The 16,133-nt window shown below is 58.5% G+C and carries 10 protein-coding genes, 1 pseudogene and 1 riboswitch; all 11 genes and pseudogenes read right to left on the bottom strand.

The annotated features are described in order from the left end of the window. Window positions 1-59: 59 nt before the first annotated feature. A pseudogene (locus GYM47_RS18340) lies at window positions 60-167 on the bottom strand (transcription termination factor Rho); the annotation flags it as partial. A 179-nt stretch (window positions 168-346) separates the two neighbouring features. Next, window positions 347-1,921, bottom strand: coding sequence for a transposase (locus GYM47_RS07105; protein ID WP_168444432.1), 1,575 nt, complete (start codon window positions 1,919-1,921; stop codon window positions 347-349). A gap of 234 nt (window positions 1,922-2,155) precedes the next feature. Beyond that, entirely contained in the window at window positions 2,156-7,540 is a 5,385-nt protein-coding gene (locus GYM47_RS07100; protein ID WP_153844092.1) for an NACHT domain-containing protein, read from the bottom strand. A 228-nt stretch (window positions 7,541-7,768) separates the two neighbouring features. Further along, window positions 7,769-8,164, bottom strand: coding sequence for a hypothetical protein (locus tag GYM47_RS07095; protein ID WP_153844091.1), 396 nt, complete (start codon window positions 8,162-8,164; stop codon window positions 7,769-7,771). 571 nt (window positions 8,165-8,735) lie between these two features. Further along, entirely contained in the window at window positions 8,736-9,347 is a 612-nt protein-coding gene (cobO, locus tag GYM47_RS07090; protein WP_153844090.1) for a cob(I)yrinic acid a,c-diamide adenosyltransferase, read from the bottom strand. Window positions 9,348-9,366: 19 nt separating this feature from the next. Then, window positions 9,367-9,807 (bottom strand): YtoQ family protein, encoded by a 441-nt coding sequence (locus tag GYM47_RS07085; RefSeq protein WP_153844089.1) that lies wholly within the window; start codon window positions 9,805-9,807, stop codon window positions 9,367-9,369. Between the two features lie 111 nt (window positions 9,808-9,918). Continuing rightward, window positions 9,919-11,229, bottom strand: coding sequence for a cobyrinic acid a,c-diamide synthase CobB (locus GYM47_RS07080; RefSeq protein WP_153844088.1), 1,311 nt, complete (start codon window positions 11,227-11,229; stop codon window positions 9,919-9,921). A gap of 14 nt (window positions 11,230-11,243) precedes the next feature. Further along, a complete protein-coding gene (locus GYM47_RS07075; protein ID WP_153844087.1) occupies window positions 11,244-12,032 on the bottom strand; it encodes an ABC transporter ATP-binding protein in 789 nt (262 codons plus the stop codon). Beyond that, the gene (locus GYM47_RS07070) at window positions 12,032-13,003 is read right to left on the bottom strand and encodes a FecCD family ABC transporter permease (RefSeq protein ID WP_153844086.1); all 972 of its coding nucleotides are present in this window, start codon (window positions 13,001-13,003) and stop codon (window positions 12,032-12,034) included. The genes GYM47_RS07075 and GYM47_RS07070 overlap by 1 nt, the downstream gene beginning before the upstream one ends. Then, window positions 13,003-13,911 (bottom strand): cobalamin-binding protein, encoded by a 909-nt coding sequence (locus tag GYM47_RS07065; RefSeq protein ID WP_153844093.1) that lies wholly within the window; start codon window positions 13,909-13,911, stop codon window positions 13,003-13,005. Before GYM47_RS07065 ends, GYM47_RS07070 begins: the two co-directional genes overlap by 1 nt. Before the next feature lie 4 nt (window positions 13,912-13,915). Continuing rightward, entirely contained in the window at window positions 13,916-15,724 is a 1,809-nt protein-coding gene (locus GYM47_RS07060; protein WP_153844085.1) for a TonB-dependent receptor domain-containing protein, read from the bottom strand. Between the two features lie 143 nt (window positions 15,725-15,867). Further along, window positions 15,868-16,116, bottom strand: a riboswitch (cobalamin riboswitch). Between the last annotated feature and the right edge of the window lie 17 nt (window positions 16,117-16,133).

Below are 16,133 nucleotides of genomic sequence, written 5' to 3'. Positions count from 1 at the left end.
GCGTTCACCAAGAAGCTCACCTATTAGTTGAATTCAGAAGTCATGGGTGAGCTTCACCGCTACTCAGCGGGCGAAAAAGCATCCAACAGCTCGGCATTGGTGGGGTATTTCTCCAACAGCGCAAGCAGCCTCTGCGCGCCTTCTATAGGCTTAAGCGGTGTTAACGAGGTTGTAGGAAAACCCGATTTCGAGCCGTCTCCACCGCCTCTCTTCATCATTTACTGATCCAGCCAGCCATCTGGCTGGATAATATTCATACCGGCATTCCGCCACTTGAGCTACCATTTAAAGCTAGATGAAGGCAGTATTTTGCTCTTACAAAGCAATTTATCCCGCTCCAAGCCCTTCATGACGAGGCCAAATGACCATAATTCACTAACTTCTCAATGTTGTGAACCAGGCAGTAGAGCTGCCACTGCCCCTGCACCTTTTTCTTACCCCGTAGACTGAATCGGTTCAGCCTTTTCGTCGTGCCAATGTTGCCGAATACCGGCTCTACGACTGACATACGATGGCTGTAGATTTCCTTGCCCTTCGGGCTATCCACCCGGTGTTTCATCCAGTCTGTGTAATTGGGTAAGCGTTTGTTCTCGATAATAAAAGATACTTGTCGCCCTGCGCCTTGGCGATGATCGGCCGAGCCCGGGTTCTGCATGCAACGGGATTTCTTTGGGCAGTGCCGACATTGCAGCAAACGTCCTTCAAAGTGTACCCGAACCTTGCCAGTGTCCGTTTCTCGTTGCCCGCGATAAGACAGCTTTTCGCCGGTTGGGCAGATACACGTGAGCGCTACTGGATCAAACTGGAACGCGCTGGCTGGCGTCGTCTCACGCCAGCCTTTGTCCGGTAGGTGCTGGTGGCGCTTTCCGTATTTATCTTTCTGGTCGGCGAACTTCGGATCTCGGCTGCGGAACTGGTTATCGGGGATGTAGCCATTGATCTGGCGTTCGTGCAGGTACTTCATATTTGCTTCATTGGCGAAGCCTGTATCTGCGGTCACGACGGTGCCTGTCTGGTAGATGTTGTCCACAATGCCTAGCTTTTTAAAGCGCGCTTCTACGCTTTCCAGTACGGGCTGCAAGGTGTGGTGTTCCTGGCCTTCACCAGAGGCCTGAGCGTCAATGATGATCTGATGCTTCTTATCCACCGTCGCCACACCGTTATAACCCTGGATCGTGCCTTTACTAGTGGTCATCTTGGCGCTTTCGTTATCGGTGAGGTTGCTCTTCACCTCCTTGATTCGCTTCCCCCGGCCCATCCTTGGGCTGTGCGTCTTTAGGAAGCGATCCACTTTGTTCATGGCAGCATCTAGTGAGAGGATCATCCTGGCTCGGCGAATGTCCCGATCCAGATCGGCTTCCGTTTCGGCTTCATCACGAGCGTAGTGCTCTAGCAGGTGATGCCGAACCAGGCCTCTCAGCTTCTCCCGCTTCTCGCTCAACTCCTTGAACGTACCCGACCACTCTTTAGAGGCATCGGAGGACATCTTGCAGCCATCAATGGCAAAGAGTTCGTTGCCCAGTAAGCCTTGTTCGTGGCACACCAACAGCACTTGCTCAAAGAGCGCTTCAATTTCGTCGGCATGCCGACTAACGAAGCTTGCCAGAGTGGTAAAGTGGGGAACGGTATCGCAGGAAAGGGCTTTGAAAATGATATTGGTCTCGCAGCACCACTGCATCTCACGACTAGAGGTGATCCCTTTTGAGTAGGCAAACAGGATGATCTTCAACAGGATGGCCGGATCATAGGCCAACCGACCTGTCGTGTCGTTGCGATACCCCGGATGGAAAACCGACAAGTCGAGTTTGTGCTCGATCAGGTAATGCACTGCGTGTTCGAAGGTGCCAGGCTGAAGCTGATCCTGGTAGTTGATCACCACCATGGCGTTCTGATCGTAGTTGTAAACCTTGAAGCGCGGCATGCTGACCACTCCCCGTCTGTTTTCCCGATCCTACCAAAACCTGGCTGTCAAAGGGGTTTTTCTACAGCCTCAACGGCAAAGGTCACCGGCGCCCATCAGGGCGTCCGGTGCACCGCCTTGTTGGGCGCGATTAGCTCAAGGGTTTCTCAGGGAAGCCCCCGATTTATTGCTCCTTAGACGTCTAGTACAGAGTCAAGGTAGCCGCACACGCACTAATGGCACGAGCTTCTATGGTTAGGAAGGCAAACGAACTTCGCGAAATGCCTCACCAAGCTGAAGCGCCGCACTTCGCCTGTCGCCCATGTCGACCAGCATGTCGAGGATCCGCAGGAATTTCTGAGCTATAGCCAGTGTCATTGGTGCGTCACGATGTGCAAAGTGCTGAACCAGTTCTGCGATTCGCGCCGGAATGAACGTTCCATGCCAACCCTTTAGATTGTCGGGGCCGTCGCCGATAATTGCGAGCACTTGGTCCGCGAAGGCTTCGGCCGGATAGTTGGCCCTAGCTCGCTCACAGAGCGTCAAGAACGGGTCCATCACGGAAACAGCCCATCCGCCAGCGCGAATGAAACGATCAATCAATGGCAGAATGCGGCTGATTTCGGACCAGTCGCCATTCACGTAGCGAGCGGCCAATTCCGCGCGCTCGACTGAGACAAACATCAACGTGCGAACAAGCTTGGGTTGATCGAAGCCTGAGAATTCTCCGCTTCGGTAGGTGTCGCGCATGAAGACGGGGGCCTGGAGAAGCCGCCCGAGACAGAGGTCAAGCGTCGCAACCGCGTCGGCTGGAACGACCGGCGCATCGTACAGATAAGCGCAGACGTAGGTGCTCGCGAGTGGAGAGAGGAGAGCCCAGCAATTGTCGCCTTCGAGACCCAAAATCGGGTCAAGGAAGCGGGCCTGAAAGTCAGCAAGCGGGATAAGGCCAGCCACGTGACCCAACCTTGATCCGAGCGTATGCGTCCACTCAAAGATCTGGGTCGCTGACCGATCACGGCGTCCAGGCTTCACCCACGGTGGCGCATTTTTCTGGTTGGTCCAGTCGAGAACACTGGCAAGGAAGTCGAGAAGCACTCTCTTTGCACTGCTGTTTATAACCTCGTCGAAGGGGATGCGCTGAAGGACTTCTGCAGCCTGCTTTGAGTGCCAGAAGACATCCGGTTCACCCCATACCTCAGCAGCGTCGGTTGCATCATCCAAGTCGTAATCTTCATATCTTTGATGCTCACGCCGCCCCTTCCCGGGTTCGACCTTCACCCAGGCTGGAGGCGGTAACGGGAGAGGCGCCCATCCTCTTCCATGCTCATAGAACGCAAGCGCCGCGTTGACAGCTGCTTGTGCTTCATTCGATGTATGGATTGCTTCACCGTGTTGACGGGGCTGGTCCCGCGGCCGAGAAGGAACGTGGCAGAGTGAAAATGCCAAGATCAGCGCGGCCCAAGTCAATTTGGAGTCCTTAGGCCAAAGCTTGCAGGCTTCTTCAAGCGCGGCCAACGAAACGACTTCCAGTGGGTGTGCAATCAGCCCAAGGAGGTCGCGAGTCGCACCGCGTGCCGCTGTACCTTCGCGGAGATCCGCTGCGAGGCCTCGGGCCACATAGATCCCCTGGTGCCATGGGACGACGGAACTGGGGGACCACATCAGATCGAAATTTTCTGGCAGACGGATCGCGCGTCCCAGGACACCACGAGCCCACCCAAGGTCTTCGTGTGTACAGCCTTCTCGGAAGTTAAGCACTATGGCCGCCGTGGCGGCGACTGCACCCCGACGCATTCCCAACTGTTCTTCTTCGTTCTCGCTGCCCGGGTGTTCGAATAAGTCTCTGGCGTCCGCTTCCTTGGACAACACAATGGCATCCTCTATCGTATAGGTGTCGTTTAACGTCTTCTCTTCGAATGATTTGGATGCCCACGTCCAAAGGCCGGTCAGCCTGAGGTACTTAGTAGCCTCTTCGGCCCTGGCGACATTTTCAGGCTCAGCAGCGGAAGGGCTAACGTGGACAATCGCTATTTGATCCGAACCCTCTTCCGTGCGGTAGGCCTGATAGTTTTCTGTGTCCGCCAACTCGGCATATTCGAGGGCCTGCTTTGTGAGGTCCTCCCGTGCCTCAGGAATGTCGCGGTGCTCTTCGTACTGAAATGGCAGATCGTTCTTGAAATTAAGTATTGCTTCACGGGCTTGATCACTGATCGGTCCAGGCTCAAAGATGAACCTGGGCACCATCCAGCTAAGCTGTTTCTTGCGAACCGGCCGGGCGTTTGCTGCTTGGATCGCCTCTACGTGCGGCATGTCGGTGCGTTGCGTGAAGCCGATCAGGTTCGCAGTTGACGATAAATCTTGCGCCATTCGGTTATGGTCTGCCGCCAACAGGCGCTGTGAGGTGAAGAGCGGCAACGTCCCTTCGGACACCGTCTCAGTATGGAGCGCAAGCATCGACGCGACGCCTAGGATAGCCATACACTCATTCCCCTCGACGATTCGCTGGATCAACTCGTCGACGGACCTGTTACGCTCAAGCTCGGCGAAGCACCACTCCTCAAGCGCCATAAACCCGCAGCCGATGGCATTGGGCGCCCACGTCGACCGAAACCAAAGATACTCCCGGTCGGTGCCCCAGAACTTTTGGGTACCCCAAGGAAATGTCAGTTCGAGCGGTATGGGGGTGCCATCACGGTCTCGTGAATAACGATGCAGCTGTCGCCACGCGGTCATCGCGTGATTGCACAGTTCCCGAAAGAGACGCAGGGCCTCGTCGGGTGATGATTGGAAAAGTGAGTGAAAGGGCTCTCTAAGCGGCGAAGGGGGCGAGAAGCTTCGGTAGTCGTCGTGGATCGAAAGCCTTTCCCAGTCGTGGTAACTGAAATCGCCGACCGTTCGCAAAGAAACACCGAAGGAAAGCGCCATTTGCTGTTTACGCGTGCGCTCGGCTTCAGGCTTGGCCAGAATGGCCTTGCGCCACTCGTATGCGGTCCGAAGCTCCTGCTTTTCACGGGCAACTTGCTCGTCAGGAAGCTCTTCGCGCAAGAAAACCAGTGAAAGCTCAACGATCGACTGAGGCAGCGATTGGGCGAGTACAGGTGAGTAGGCAATAATGTCATGAAACGCATCATCACGGATGCGTTCTAAAGCGACGACCCGCTGCAAATAGTCGGCCGCAAGGGTCGGCTCGGCTCTCGACGATCTTAAGAGAAGTTGGCCAAGAGATTTTCGGAAAGCGCCCAAGTCGGGCACCCGCGCCCAGTACTCAGAGTTTTCGTCAGGCCCATCAGCGGTACTAAGCGCGTCGATGGCGGCGAGCCAGATAGCGCATTGTTGTAAAAGAGCGCGAGATGTCGGGTTGCGAAGTTCGGCTAGGGCGTTCTGCCAGACCTCGAAGATTGCGACTACCTCCGGATATAGCCTCTGTGGAATATCTGAAACGCGCCGGAGAATAAAGCCGATGAGGTGACGCCACGCGGCGAAGTCGGAAGGCCAGCCGAGAAGATCAGCGAACCGTTGGCGTTGCTCCTGTGGGAGCGTGCCAGCCAGGATACTCGCATTCGGAGAGGTCTTCTCCGCCTGAAACCAGACGAGCACCTTTCTGAAAAGCCGGAAGTCGTCGGCAAAGACAGCCGTCGCGAACTGGCCCTCATCAGCTTCGAACCTCGCAGTTCCGAGGGGACCGATCAGCCACGCTCTCAGCCATTGTGATCTAAGGTCCGACCCCTCGGTTTGGGCGAGGTACGTTGGCCAGTCTTCTCCCTGTGCGTACTCCCATTGGGAAACAAGTTCGACGACGCGTGCGACCGCTGGCGGCTCGCCGCAGGTCTTGATCTCTTCGATCCATTGGGGCCCGCGATCAGCCAGGACATAGAAGAAGGCCCATTCGAAGAAAATATCGTGAGCGAAGCGGACGGAGATCCCTTCACGAGCGTTCTGAAGTATGCCATCCGATCTTAGATCATCAATGTGTGCGGCCGAGGTTAGCTGACTAATGCGAATCGGCTGGCTTAGCTGGCGGGCACGAATACGTGCCAAGTCGAGCAATGCGCACTGACGCTCAATCGCGCTTTGGCCGGTCTCGTTGTAGCCACCCCGCCGCCACCAATTCTCGATCAAATCGACTTCAGATCGGGGAGCGAATGTCGGGACGCTGGTGTCAGCCACATAACTCTGGTTCAGCACCTTCGCGAAAAAGGGGCGTCGGACGATCTCTTGCACCTGCGCTGATCCAAACAGAAGTGGCCTCAGGTGTGGTTTGGCTTTTGCAAGCGTCTCAGCCTCTTCGTCGCTCAGCTGACCAACGTCAAGCGTCTCGACCTTCAGGACATCAAGGAAGTGGCCTAACCAATTGCGAAGCACTTCAATCCCTGTGTCGCGCAGGGAGACAACGACGCGCCAATTATCGAGCAGCGGCGACTCCGCGATGACACGGATTACGTCGAGGATTATGGGCTGGTGCTCCTTCTCAATGCGATCAATTGCATCGATAAACAAAATGGGAGTGCCGGCGGCTCCGATCTCCACGAGAAGTTGCTCCAGGGGAGCACCAGAGAGTCTCTGCGAGGCCGCGTAGCTGACCCAACTGGTGCCTTCGAGCTGTTCGGCTTTGAGGAAGAGGATCGGTCCGCGTTCTAGCGCGCGTTGTACCGCTCGCCTCACCAAGACTGATTTGCCACTTCCTGGCAGGCCTCGGACCTGGACGACACGGGCTGCGGTAAGCTTGGCGTCCAGCCTCTCAAGGAGCGAGGTTCGGTCGAGCTTTATTCCGCCAACATCGTCCGGAATAAGGTTCTCGTAGCTCCTTGCGAGCTCCTTCAACTTGTCGAGATCTCGGCACAAGGACGTCGCGCCTCGAAGGCGTGCGACAGATGAGATCGAACGCACAAGCCGCGCGCGATCAAACTGGCCTGACTTCCCTGCTGATGCGCGGGCTAACTGAACGACCCGCGACCAGACGAGTGGGGCTTTGGCTGCGTCATCGGGCACGAGACAATCTCGAATGCGATTAATGGCATCAGGCGGATCAGTGGCTCCTTCTCGAAGGAAATCGAACTGGATGAGCACAAAGTGCGCCAGGAACTGGTGCACTTCTTCACTCGTGCACGGTGTCCCCTTCGCCTCTTCCAGTAGGGCAATGACGTCGTTCTTGACCGCTGTGATGTCGGCGCTAGCGCTGCCATCTTTCGCAAAGCGAGCGTCGAAATGGTCAGCTGTCAGACTTTCACGGGCCCAATCGCAAAGGGTGTTGAGCGCCCTTTCTTTGGTAGGCGTAACCGTGCCAACCGCTGCCCCATAGCGATCAGCGTTGATGCGGAAGTCGGACTTTTTGATTGTGGCCCAACTGTCTCGGATGATGTCGCGAAAGTCTTTATTCGTTTTTGCCTTGCTGATCGTAAGTGAACGTTTCACCTGGAGGCTAAGTCGAGCGGGGTTCTTTGCTATCCCTCCAAAATCGACGATTACATCATCGAGCGGTTCGCCGAAGTCGCGCTGCTGAACCGACACTCGGACAACGATTCGATCATCAATGCCGGGTGCAAAAGCCTCGGCTAGCAATGCGGTGAGGTAGAACGCAGCCGCGTCCCCTTCAAAGGTAAAACCTTCGCCGCCGGCGAGTTCAGGTGATTGTGGCATCGCTAGCCTGCAAAATTCGTGGACTAGTTATAAGTCGAGGAGCCAATTTTGTGACGGCAGGCACTATCTGCGCGGCATGGTCATGACTATGTTTCATTTGCCTGCCCAACGCCAATATTAAGCGGCCGCTTTTGCGGAGCGGCAGCGTAGAAAAAGCGGTCCGGTGGAGGCCGTAGGCCGGAACGAACTTGAATGACTTGTTGGGCGTATTTCCCTCATGATCGACCTTTAGTCCAGAATTTGGAGACCCGCACACAGCACCAATATGCCACCAGATAGAAAGGAAATGATCGACGCCCACATAAACCCAACGCTCCATAAGCAGATGCATGGCTGAGTGCTCTCTCGACCAAACAGGGTGCACTTTTTCCGGTTTTCGGCTTTCTTCGAGAATTCCAGTGAACAGAGGCGGCGAAACCTATTGTGTATAACTGCGCAAGCAAGGCCGATTTGAAATGCGAAAACTGACCAGATAACAGCTCTCGCCAGAACTTCTAGGTCGGGCTTTTCAATAATTCCAGACAAGAATGCGAGCAATGCCACGGCACCACCACCGTTTATCAGCAATAAGCCGCGCACGGTTTCTGAATCAATTGCTGCTCGTGTTTCTCGACCTTCAGCCAAAACTATCTCCTATACGCCCAACAGTGATTATACGCCCTTCTACATAACACTATTGAACGCGCCAGCATAATTATTGATGTTATATAGCCACTCAAACAAGCATAAAGCACTGTTTCTCATAGTCTATGTCTGACACATGGCAGCATATCCAAAATTCGCGTGCCCGCTGCTTTTTACGATTCAATCATACTCTATTGATAAATTTGGCTTTGGTCACGTAGATTTTTGGAAAAATTGCGTTGGGTCAAAGAGTGAGATGGCTTGGGGAGTGTGGTTGAGGTGATGTGGCAGGGTCGGGGCGGCTGGGCGCCGCCTTCGCGGGTGCCTTCCTCGCTCGTTGCTCTCGCTCGGGCGTTACGCCGCGCTACGGGTGGGCTGAGGTTTGGTGGCTTGATCGTCGCGAGCTGAAGCTCCCCTCCCACAAGGGCGAGTGGGCTGAGGCTTGGTGGCTTGATCGTCGCGAGCTGAAGCTCCCTCCCACCATGGGGGGCTTCGTGCCGGTGTCCACTGTGGGGGCTGAACGTCTCGTTCTCACCAATCACTTCTCTCCCCTTGTGCTTCTCGCCTTACTTCAAAGTTCGATGCCTTTTTGGGCTTTGATGCCTTGGTCTTTGAAGGCGTGTTTGACGACTTTCATTTCTGTGACGGTGTCGGCGAGGTCGATGAGTTGTTGGGGGGCGTAGCGGCCGGTGACGATGGCGTGCTGCATGGCGGGGCGGGCTTGAAGGTCGTCGAGCACTTGGTCTAGGTCTAGATACTCGTAGCGTAGGGCGATGTTGAGTTCGTCGAGCAGTACCATGTGATAGCTGTCGTCTTGGAGCATGCGCTTGGCTTGCTCCCAGGCGGCGTTGGCGGCGGCGACGTCGCGTTCGCGGTCTTGAGTGTCCCAGGTGTAGCCTTCGCCCATCACGTGGTAGTCCACGTTGGGCAGGTTGCGGAAGAAGGCTTCTTCGCCGGTGCTGAACGCGCCCTTGATGAACTGCACAACGCCGACCTTCATGCCGTGGCCAAGGGCGCGGGCGAGCATGCCAAAACCGGAGCTGCTTTTGCCTTTGCCGGGGCCGGTGAGCACCAGCAAGATGCCCTGCTCTTTGTCGGCGCGGGCAATGCGCTCGTTCATTATTTTCTGCTTGGCCGCCATGCGCTGGGCATGGCGTTCCGGGGTTTTGGCATTTTCGCGCATGGGGTCTCCTTGGGGTGTTTTACGCTTTCAGCACGTAGCGCAGGGTTTCCACAACCTGATCAGTGGTGGTGCACCAGGCTTGCGCTTGGGCGTCGACTTCTTTCAGCGGGTGAACGATCTCTTCGCTGTGCAGCGTGATGTAGGGCTTGGCCAGTGCCGCGCAGTAGCCTGCGTCAAAGGCGGCGTTCCACTGTTTGTACTTATCGCCAAAGCGCACCACCACTAAATCCGCCTGCTCGATCATCGTGCGGGTGCGGATGGCGTTCACTTTGGACGACTGGTGGTCGCGCCAGAAGCCGTTGTCCTGTTTGCCCAGGTGGTCGCCTGCGGCATCGGAGGCGTCGTGGTCGGTCACGGGGGCGGTAAACACCACATCCAGGCCTGCCGCTTCTGCACCGCGCTGGATCTCTTCACGCCAATCAGTGTGAATCTCGCCGGAAAGGTAGACGTAAAAGCTCATGGTAGCTCCTTTAGGGTTGGGGAGTGTCTCGCCGCTCTATGATAGCCCACTGCTGCTTTATGGAAAAACCTTCCATATTTTTGGGCTAATAGCTGCGCGCTCCCCTTCCTGTTACTCCGCTTGGTGAATTGGTTGGCCGGTGAAAATATCCGCCACCAGCCTGGGCGCTGAGGGGAAGTAACCGTGGAAGTAGCTGGCTACCAGCGCGCCATCACGGTAGATCGGTTCGGCTTCGCTACCGGCCAATTTGCGGGTGCGGGCCAGCGGTTGCATGGAGGTGTCCAGCAGCGAGTGGTGGTAGGTGTGGCCGCGTAGTTCGCCGCGTTGGCTGTGTAGGCTTTGTAGGCCTAGCGCTGTCAGCTTACCGGCCATTTTGGCAGTGCCGGGCAGTAGCCCTAGCATGGTGTGGGCGCTGTCTTCGCCATCGATTAATTGCTCTACACAGCTTATTAGCCCGCCGCACTCGGCGAGAATGGGTTTGCCTGCCCGGTGGTGAGCGCTGATCGCCTCTAGCATGGGCTGGTTGGCGCTGAAGCGGGCGGCGTGCAGTTCTGGGTAGCCGCCGGGCAGCCAGAGGGCGTCGCATTCTGGCAGTGCTGCATCATTAAGTGGCGAGAAGAAGTGCAGCGTCGCGCCCATCTCTTCTAATACTTCGAGATTCGCGCGGTAGATAAACGCAAAGGCGTCGTCTTTAGCAATGGCAATACGCACGCCGCGCAAATAGTCCGGTGCAGGCGTGGGGGCGTCAGCGCTTAGCGTTACCTCTTTAGGCAAGCGGCCTAACCCAGCTTCTTCTAACACCATGGCGGCGGCGTCTAGCTGGGCATCCAGGCCGCTCAGCTCACTGGCTTGCACCAGGCCCAAGTGGCGGTCGGGGATTTTCATCGCGTCATGACGGGGAATTGCGCCTAGCAGCGCAATGCCTTCCGGCATGCTCTCATTCAGCAGCTTGCCGTGGCCGGGGCTGCCGATGCGGTTGGCGATCACTTCGTGAATGTCGAGGTCGGGGTGGTAGTTGGCCAGGCCTTGGGCCACCGCGCCAAAGGTTTGCGCCATGCCCCAGGCATCGATCACCGGCAGCGCGGGGATGCCCGCCAGGATGGCTAAGTCCGCGCTGGAGGGCGAGCCATCGAATAGCCCCATGGAGCCCTCCACCAAAATCACGTCGGCTTCTTGGGCGGCTTTGGCTAAGCGCCAGCGGCACTCATGCTCTCCGGTCATCCATGGGTGAAGCTGATACACTGGCTGGCCGGAAGCGACTTCTTGCACCATGGGGTCTAGGTAATCGGGGCCGTGTTTGAAGACCCGCACGGTGCGCCCGGCGTTGCGGTGCAGCCGTGCCAGCGCCGCCGTGACCATGGATTTGCCCTGGCCCGAACCGGGGGCGCTGATCAGCGCTGCGTGTGCTTTACCTTGCAACATGTCTCTTCCTTAAATCACTCATGGTCGGTAAGGGGTGCCTGGATGGGCACAAACACCGGCGCACCACCCACATCTACCGTGGCCAGCCGCTGTTGGTAGAGCCGTTCTAGGGCGCTGGGCACCAGCATGGTGTCTCGTGGGCCCCAGCAGGCTTCACCGCTGGGGTAAAGCAGCAGAATGTGGTCGCACCAGCGGGCGGCTAAATTCAAATCGTGCAGGCACATCATCACCGCGCTGCCTTGGGCGGCCTGCTCGGCCATCAGCGCCATCACCGCGCTTTGGTGGTGTAAATCCAGGTGGTTGGTGGGTTCGTCCGCCAGCCAGATGTTGGGCGCTTGCGTGAGTACCGTCGCCATGGCTACTCGCTGGCGTTCACCGCCGGAAAGCGTGCTGACCAAGCGGTGGCGAAGATGCGCCACATCCAGCGCTTCCAGGGCGGCCTCGGCGCGGGCGTAGTCGCCGGCCCCTTCCATCTGCCATAGGGAAAGGTAGGGGTGGCGGCCTATCAGCGCGGTCTCCAGCACCGTGGCGGGAAAGCCGTCTAGCCGCTCTTGAAACACCAGCCCTAACTGCTGCGCCACTTGCCGCCTGCGCAGTTGGCCAAGCGGTTTGTCGCCGATCAGCACCTGACCGGACCGGGGGGCGTTCAGCCCCGCCAGCGTATGCAACAGCGTGGTTTTACCCGCCCCGTTGGGGCCAAGCACACCCCACACCTGCCCTGGCTCGATGGTGAGATTCAGCGCTGTGCCTGCGCTGCGCCCCGGCACGTCGATGATCAAGTCTTGGGTCGCCAAGCGGATCATCAGCGGCTCCGGTAGAGCAAAAAGAGGAAGGTGGGCACGCCCAGCAGCGCGGTGATCACCCCGACGGGGAGCTGCTCGGGGGCAATCATCGTCCGCGCTAGGGTATCGGCGAGTACCAGCAGCGTGCCGCCTGCCAACGCGCAGGCGGGTAGAATCAAGCGCTGGTCGTTACCGAGCAGCAGGCGCAACATATGGGGCACTACCAGCCCTACAAACCCAATGCTGCCTGCGGTGGTCACGGCGGCGGCGGTCAAGAGGCTGGCGGCAATGTAAATGCCCCACTCCAACGGGCGAACATCCACACCCAGAGCGGCGGCCTGCAGGGGGCCACGGGCCAGCACGTTAAGGCTGCGCCCTAGCGGTATCAGCAATACACAGGTGGCGATTAATAGCAGCAGCGGCGGCCACGGCGTGCGGGCGTAAGATAAATCTCCCATCAGCCAATAGAGCATGCCCGGCAGCCGCTCGGCGGGGCTTAGCGCGAGCATCAGGGTAATCACCGCGCCCCACCCCGCAGCCACGACCACGCCAGTGAGCAACAGCCGTGAAGGCGTCCAGCCGCCGCTACCGTGGGCTAGGCCAAATACTAAAAACGTGGAGAACAGCGCGCCTAAAAACGCCGAACCCGAAATAAGCACACCGCCCATTCCGGCCAGCATGGCCGCCAGCGCACCGATGGATGCCCCGCCGGATAGCCCCAGCACGTAGGGGTCGGCCAGCGGGTTACGTAGCAGCACCTGCATTAGCGCACCGGCCACCGCCAACAGCCCGCCCACCGCAAAGGCGGAAAGCGCCCGTGGCAAGCGAAGCTCGATCACCATGGTGCGCGCCAGCGCATCGCCCTGGCCCTGCACCACCGCCCAGAGCTGCGCTACCGAAAGCTGCGCGCTGCCCACCGCCAGAGAAAACAGCATGGCGGCCACGGCGATCAGCGCCAGCAGACCAAGGGGTTGCCACAGGCGCATTACCATCAAGACCCCCTGCGCTTTTGGCGGGTGTGTTCGAGCTTTTCACACAGAATCTGTGCGCCTTCCAGCAGGCGCGGCGTGGGCCGCTGAATTAAGGAAGGCGGCACGAAATAGAGGTTACCGGCGTCCACGGCGGCAAGGTTGGGGTACTGCTCCCAGTGGGTGAGCCAGTCGCGGTTCTCCTCCCCCATGCCTCCGGCAATGATGGCGTCGGGGTTGGCCGCAAGCACGGCTTCATCGTCTAAACGCGGTACTAATCGGTGCTGATCGCCAAAGACGTTTTCGCCGCCGCACAATTGCACCACTTGCCCAATCAGGTGGTCGTCATTGACGCTCATCAACGGCTCGTCCCACACCTGATAAAACGTCGCCACAGGGTCACGCTCGCTATAGCGGGCGGTAAGCGCGGCCATGCCCTCTCTGAACTCATTGGCCGCCTGTTTGCCTACCGGTTCGGTACCGGCCAGGCGGGCAAGCCGCTCGATGGTGTCAGCCACCGCCTCGACGCTGCGCGGCTCGATATAAAATACCGGCATGCCCAGCGCTTCGAGGATATCCATTTGCTCGGCGGGGTTCCCCGTTACCCAGCCGATTACTAAATCCGGGGCAAGCCCTACCAGGGCTTCCAAATCGATTCGGGTGTGGCTACCCACCGAGGCCACGTCCTTTGCTTCCGGCGGGTAGTCGCTATAACTCACCACGGCCACCACCTGATCCCCAGCGCCAGCGGCGTAGGTCAGTTCCGTGGCACCGGGTGAAAGCGTGGCGATGCGGTTGGCCGAGGCATGTAAGCACACTTCCCGACCACGGTCATCGACCGCGCAGCGGCTGGGGTTGTCGGCATGAAGCGGGGTGGCAATGCCGCTACCCAGCCATAGGAAAGCGGCGCCCAAGGCGCCGCCGAACTGCATGAATTTATTGGCCAAAGTGAACACTCAAGAATCCTGCTCGGCCCGCGTTGATGTAGTCGGCACCGTCAAACGAGCGCGTGGTGACATAGTCTTGATCCAGCACGTTCTCTAACGTTACCCGAGCGCTCCACAGCGGCGCAAACTGCCAGCCTGCACGCAGGTTCACCAAACCGTACCCGCTCAGGCGATCTTCGTTGGCCGCATCACGGTAGCGATGGTTTTGCGCGACCCAAGAGCCGCCCAGGGACCAATCACCCAGCTCGCGGTCGACGTCCAGGCGCAGGCTTTGCGAGGCACGGTTTTGCAGGCGTTTGCCGGTCAAGCGGTTTTCGGGGTCGGTGTAGGTCAGCGCGGCGGCCAGCGTCCACTCGTTCACGTCGACACCCGCGCTAAGCTCTGCTCCACGAATGCGCGTTTCCGGCACGTTGAACTGTAACCCTTGGCCCGCAATCAAGTTGTCGATATCGGTTTGGTAAAGCGCCGCATCCCAGAACCAGCGGGCATACTGGCCACGCACGCCGACTTCAATCGACTCGGAGGTTTCCGACGCCAAGTCCGGGTTACCAAAACCAGGGAAATAAAGCTGGTTGTAGGTCGGTGCGTTGAACGCCGTGCCGTAGTTGGCGCGCAGCGTGTGGTGGCCATCCACGTCATACCCGATCCCGACGCTGCCCGTCACCTCGTCGCCGTAGGACTCGTTGTCATCAAAGCGAAGGCTGCCTTGAAGCGTGAAGGGAGAGAAATCCAGCAGCGCCTGGGTGAAGATGGCCGCGTTGCTGCGACTGGTTTCGTCGTAGGCGGTGGTGCTGTCTACCCGGTCTTCGCTGTACTCGGCCCCGGCGACCACCTCGTGGGCTCCCATGGTCACGGTGTTTTCCCAGCGCGCCGTGCGTATTTTGGTATTGAACGAGGTATCGCCAAAATCAGCGACGTTATCGCTTTCGTCCCGCGATTCGCTGAGCGTCAAGCGGCTGCGCCAGCTGTCGGTCATCGGCAGCTCGCCATACACGCCCGCGACCTGCTGAACGAAGTCATTTTCCCCGCCGTCATACTCGTTATGCCCACGGGCACGCAGCGCCAATACGCCTGCTTCGGCACCGTTCGCGAAGGTGTGCGACACGCGCGCCAGCGCAGAGGTGTTGTCGTAGCCTTTGTCGTCGCCATTACGACGCACTGGCTGGCCGTCGGTATTGAAGTGGCTGCCAGAAAAGCTGTAACGCGTGCCGCCCTCTTTACCGCTGACGCCTGCGCTCAGCCGCTGGGTGTTGAACGAGCCGCCGCCTGCGGAAATACGCGGCTGCGGACCTTCGTCTTCACCCTGTGGGGTAAACAACTGTATGACGCCGCCCATGGCATCGGCACCGTAAAGGCTGCCGCGAGGACCGCGCACGATTTCGGCACGCTCGAACATGCGTGGCTCCAAATATTGCCAAGCGGCCCCGCCGCTGGTAGCCGAGCGCAAACGGATACCATCGATCATCAGGACATTCTGCGCGCTGCCCGTGCCGCGAATGAAGACGCTGCTATTCTTGCCGAAGCTACCGTTACTGGAAACGTCCACGCCCGGCTGGCCACGCAGCAGGTCGGTGATACTGACGGGGTCTTGGCGGCGCAGCGCGGCCTCGTCGATTACCGTGACCGACGAGAGGCTTTCATTAGCGGTGCGCGGAGCGAGTGCGGCCGTGACCACGACGGGATTCAGCGTGTTGGAGGCCGTCGCGGTGGCCGATGCGCTTTGCGCCTGAACGGCCAGCGGTAGCGCGGCCATGGTAAACGCCGCAAGCGTTGCGGGGGTATGAAAACGATTGAACATGGTGGGTCCCTTGCTCGCTGTGCTCACCCGCACAGCGTATTTTTTAGTGACCGGGCAGGGGCACACAAGGGAAATCCGTGGCAGAGCGCCACGTAACGTCACCCTGTACATGCCCTCCGCATGCCGGTAATCCGTGGCTTTCTTCAAGCCATCACTCTTAGGCCGGTCTCCGGGCTGACGAGCGAAAGAGGGGCGCTTTACCTAAGCGCCGACCCTTTTCCGAACGACCACCTTCCCATGCCAAGGCACAGTGGCGTCTCTAGCCGTTCTTGTCTCGATCACCGTTGCGGGGGCAGCGTTGGATTGACACAGCCATGACATGACCATGTTCACCAACTTCCCGTTTAACTGATGGCGGTTACGCCACCAGCACCTGAGAGTGTGCGTAAACTAGCAACTTGTTAGGGGG

The organism is Vreelandella piezotolerans (genome assembly GCF_012427705.1).
In the GTDB taxonomy this organism is placed as follows: domain Bacteria; phylum Pseudomonadota; class Gammaproteobacteria; order Pseudomonadales; family Halomonadaceae; genus Vreelandella; species Vreelandella piezotolerans.
This window is presented reverse-complemented; position numbering and strand designations above follow the sequence as displayed.

What these genes read in the sequence shown, in the direction of transcription:
- cobO (WP_153844090.1), bottom strand. Translation starts at nt 9,347, where the DNA reads ATGCGCGAAAATGCCAAAACCCCGGAACGCCATGCCCAGCGCATGGCG.
- GYM47_RS07070 (WP_153844086.1), bottom strand. Translation starts at nt 13,003, where the DNA reads ATGGTAATGCGCCTGTGGCAACCCCTTGGTCTGCTGGCGCTGATCGCC.
- GYM47_RS07100 (WP_153844092.1), bottom strand. Translation starts at nt 7,540, where the DNA reads ATGCCACAATCACCTGAACTCGCCGGCGGCGAAGGTTTTACCTTTGAA.
- GYM47_RS07065 (WP_153844093.1), bottom strand. Translation starts at nt 13,911, where the DNA reads ATGCAGTTCGGCGGCGCCTTGGGCGCCGCTTTCCTATGGCTGGGTAGC.
- GYM47_RS07085 (WP_153844089.1), bottom strand. Translation starts at nt 9,807, where the DNA reads ATGAGCTTTTACGTCTACCTTTCCGGCGAGATTCACACTGATTGGCGT.
- GYM47_RS07075 (WP_153844087.1), bottom strand. Translation starts at nt 12,032, where the DNA reads ATGATCCGCTTGGCGACCCAAGACTTGATCATCGACGTGCCGGGGCGC.
- GYM47_RS07080 (WP_153844088.1), bottom strand. Translation starts at nt 11,229, where the DNA reads ATGTTGCAAGGTAAAGCACACGCAGCGCTGATCAGCGCCCCCGGTTCG.
- GYM47_RS07060 (WP_153844085.1), bottom strand. Translation starts at nt 15,724, where the DNA reads ATGTTCAATCGTTTTCATACCCCCGCAACGCTTGCGGCGTTTACCATG.
- GYM47_RS07105 (WP_168444432.1), bottom strand. Translation starts at nt 1,921, where the DNA reads ATGCCGCGCTTCAAGGTTTACAACTACGATCAGAACGCCATGGTGGTG.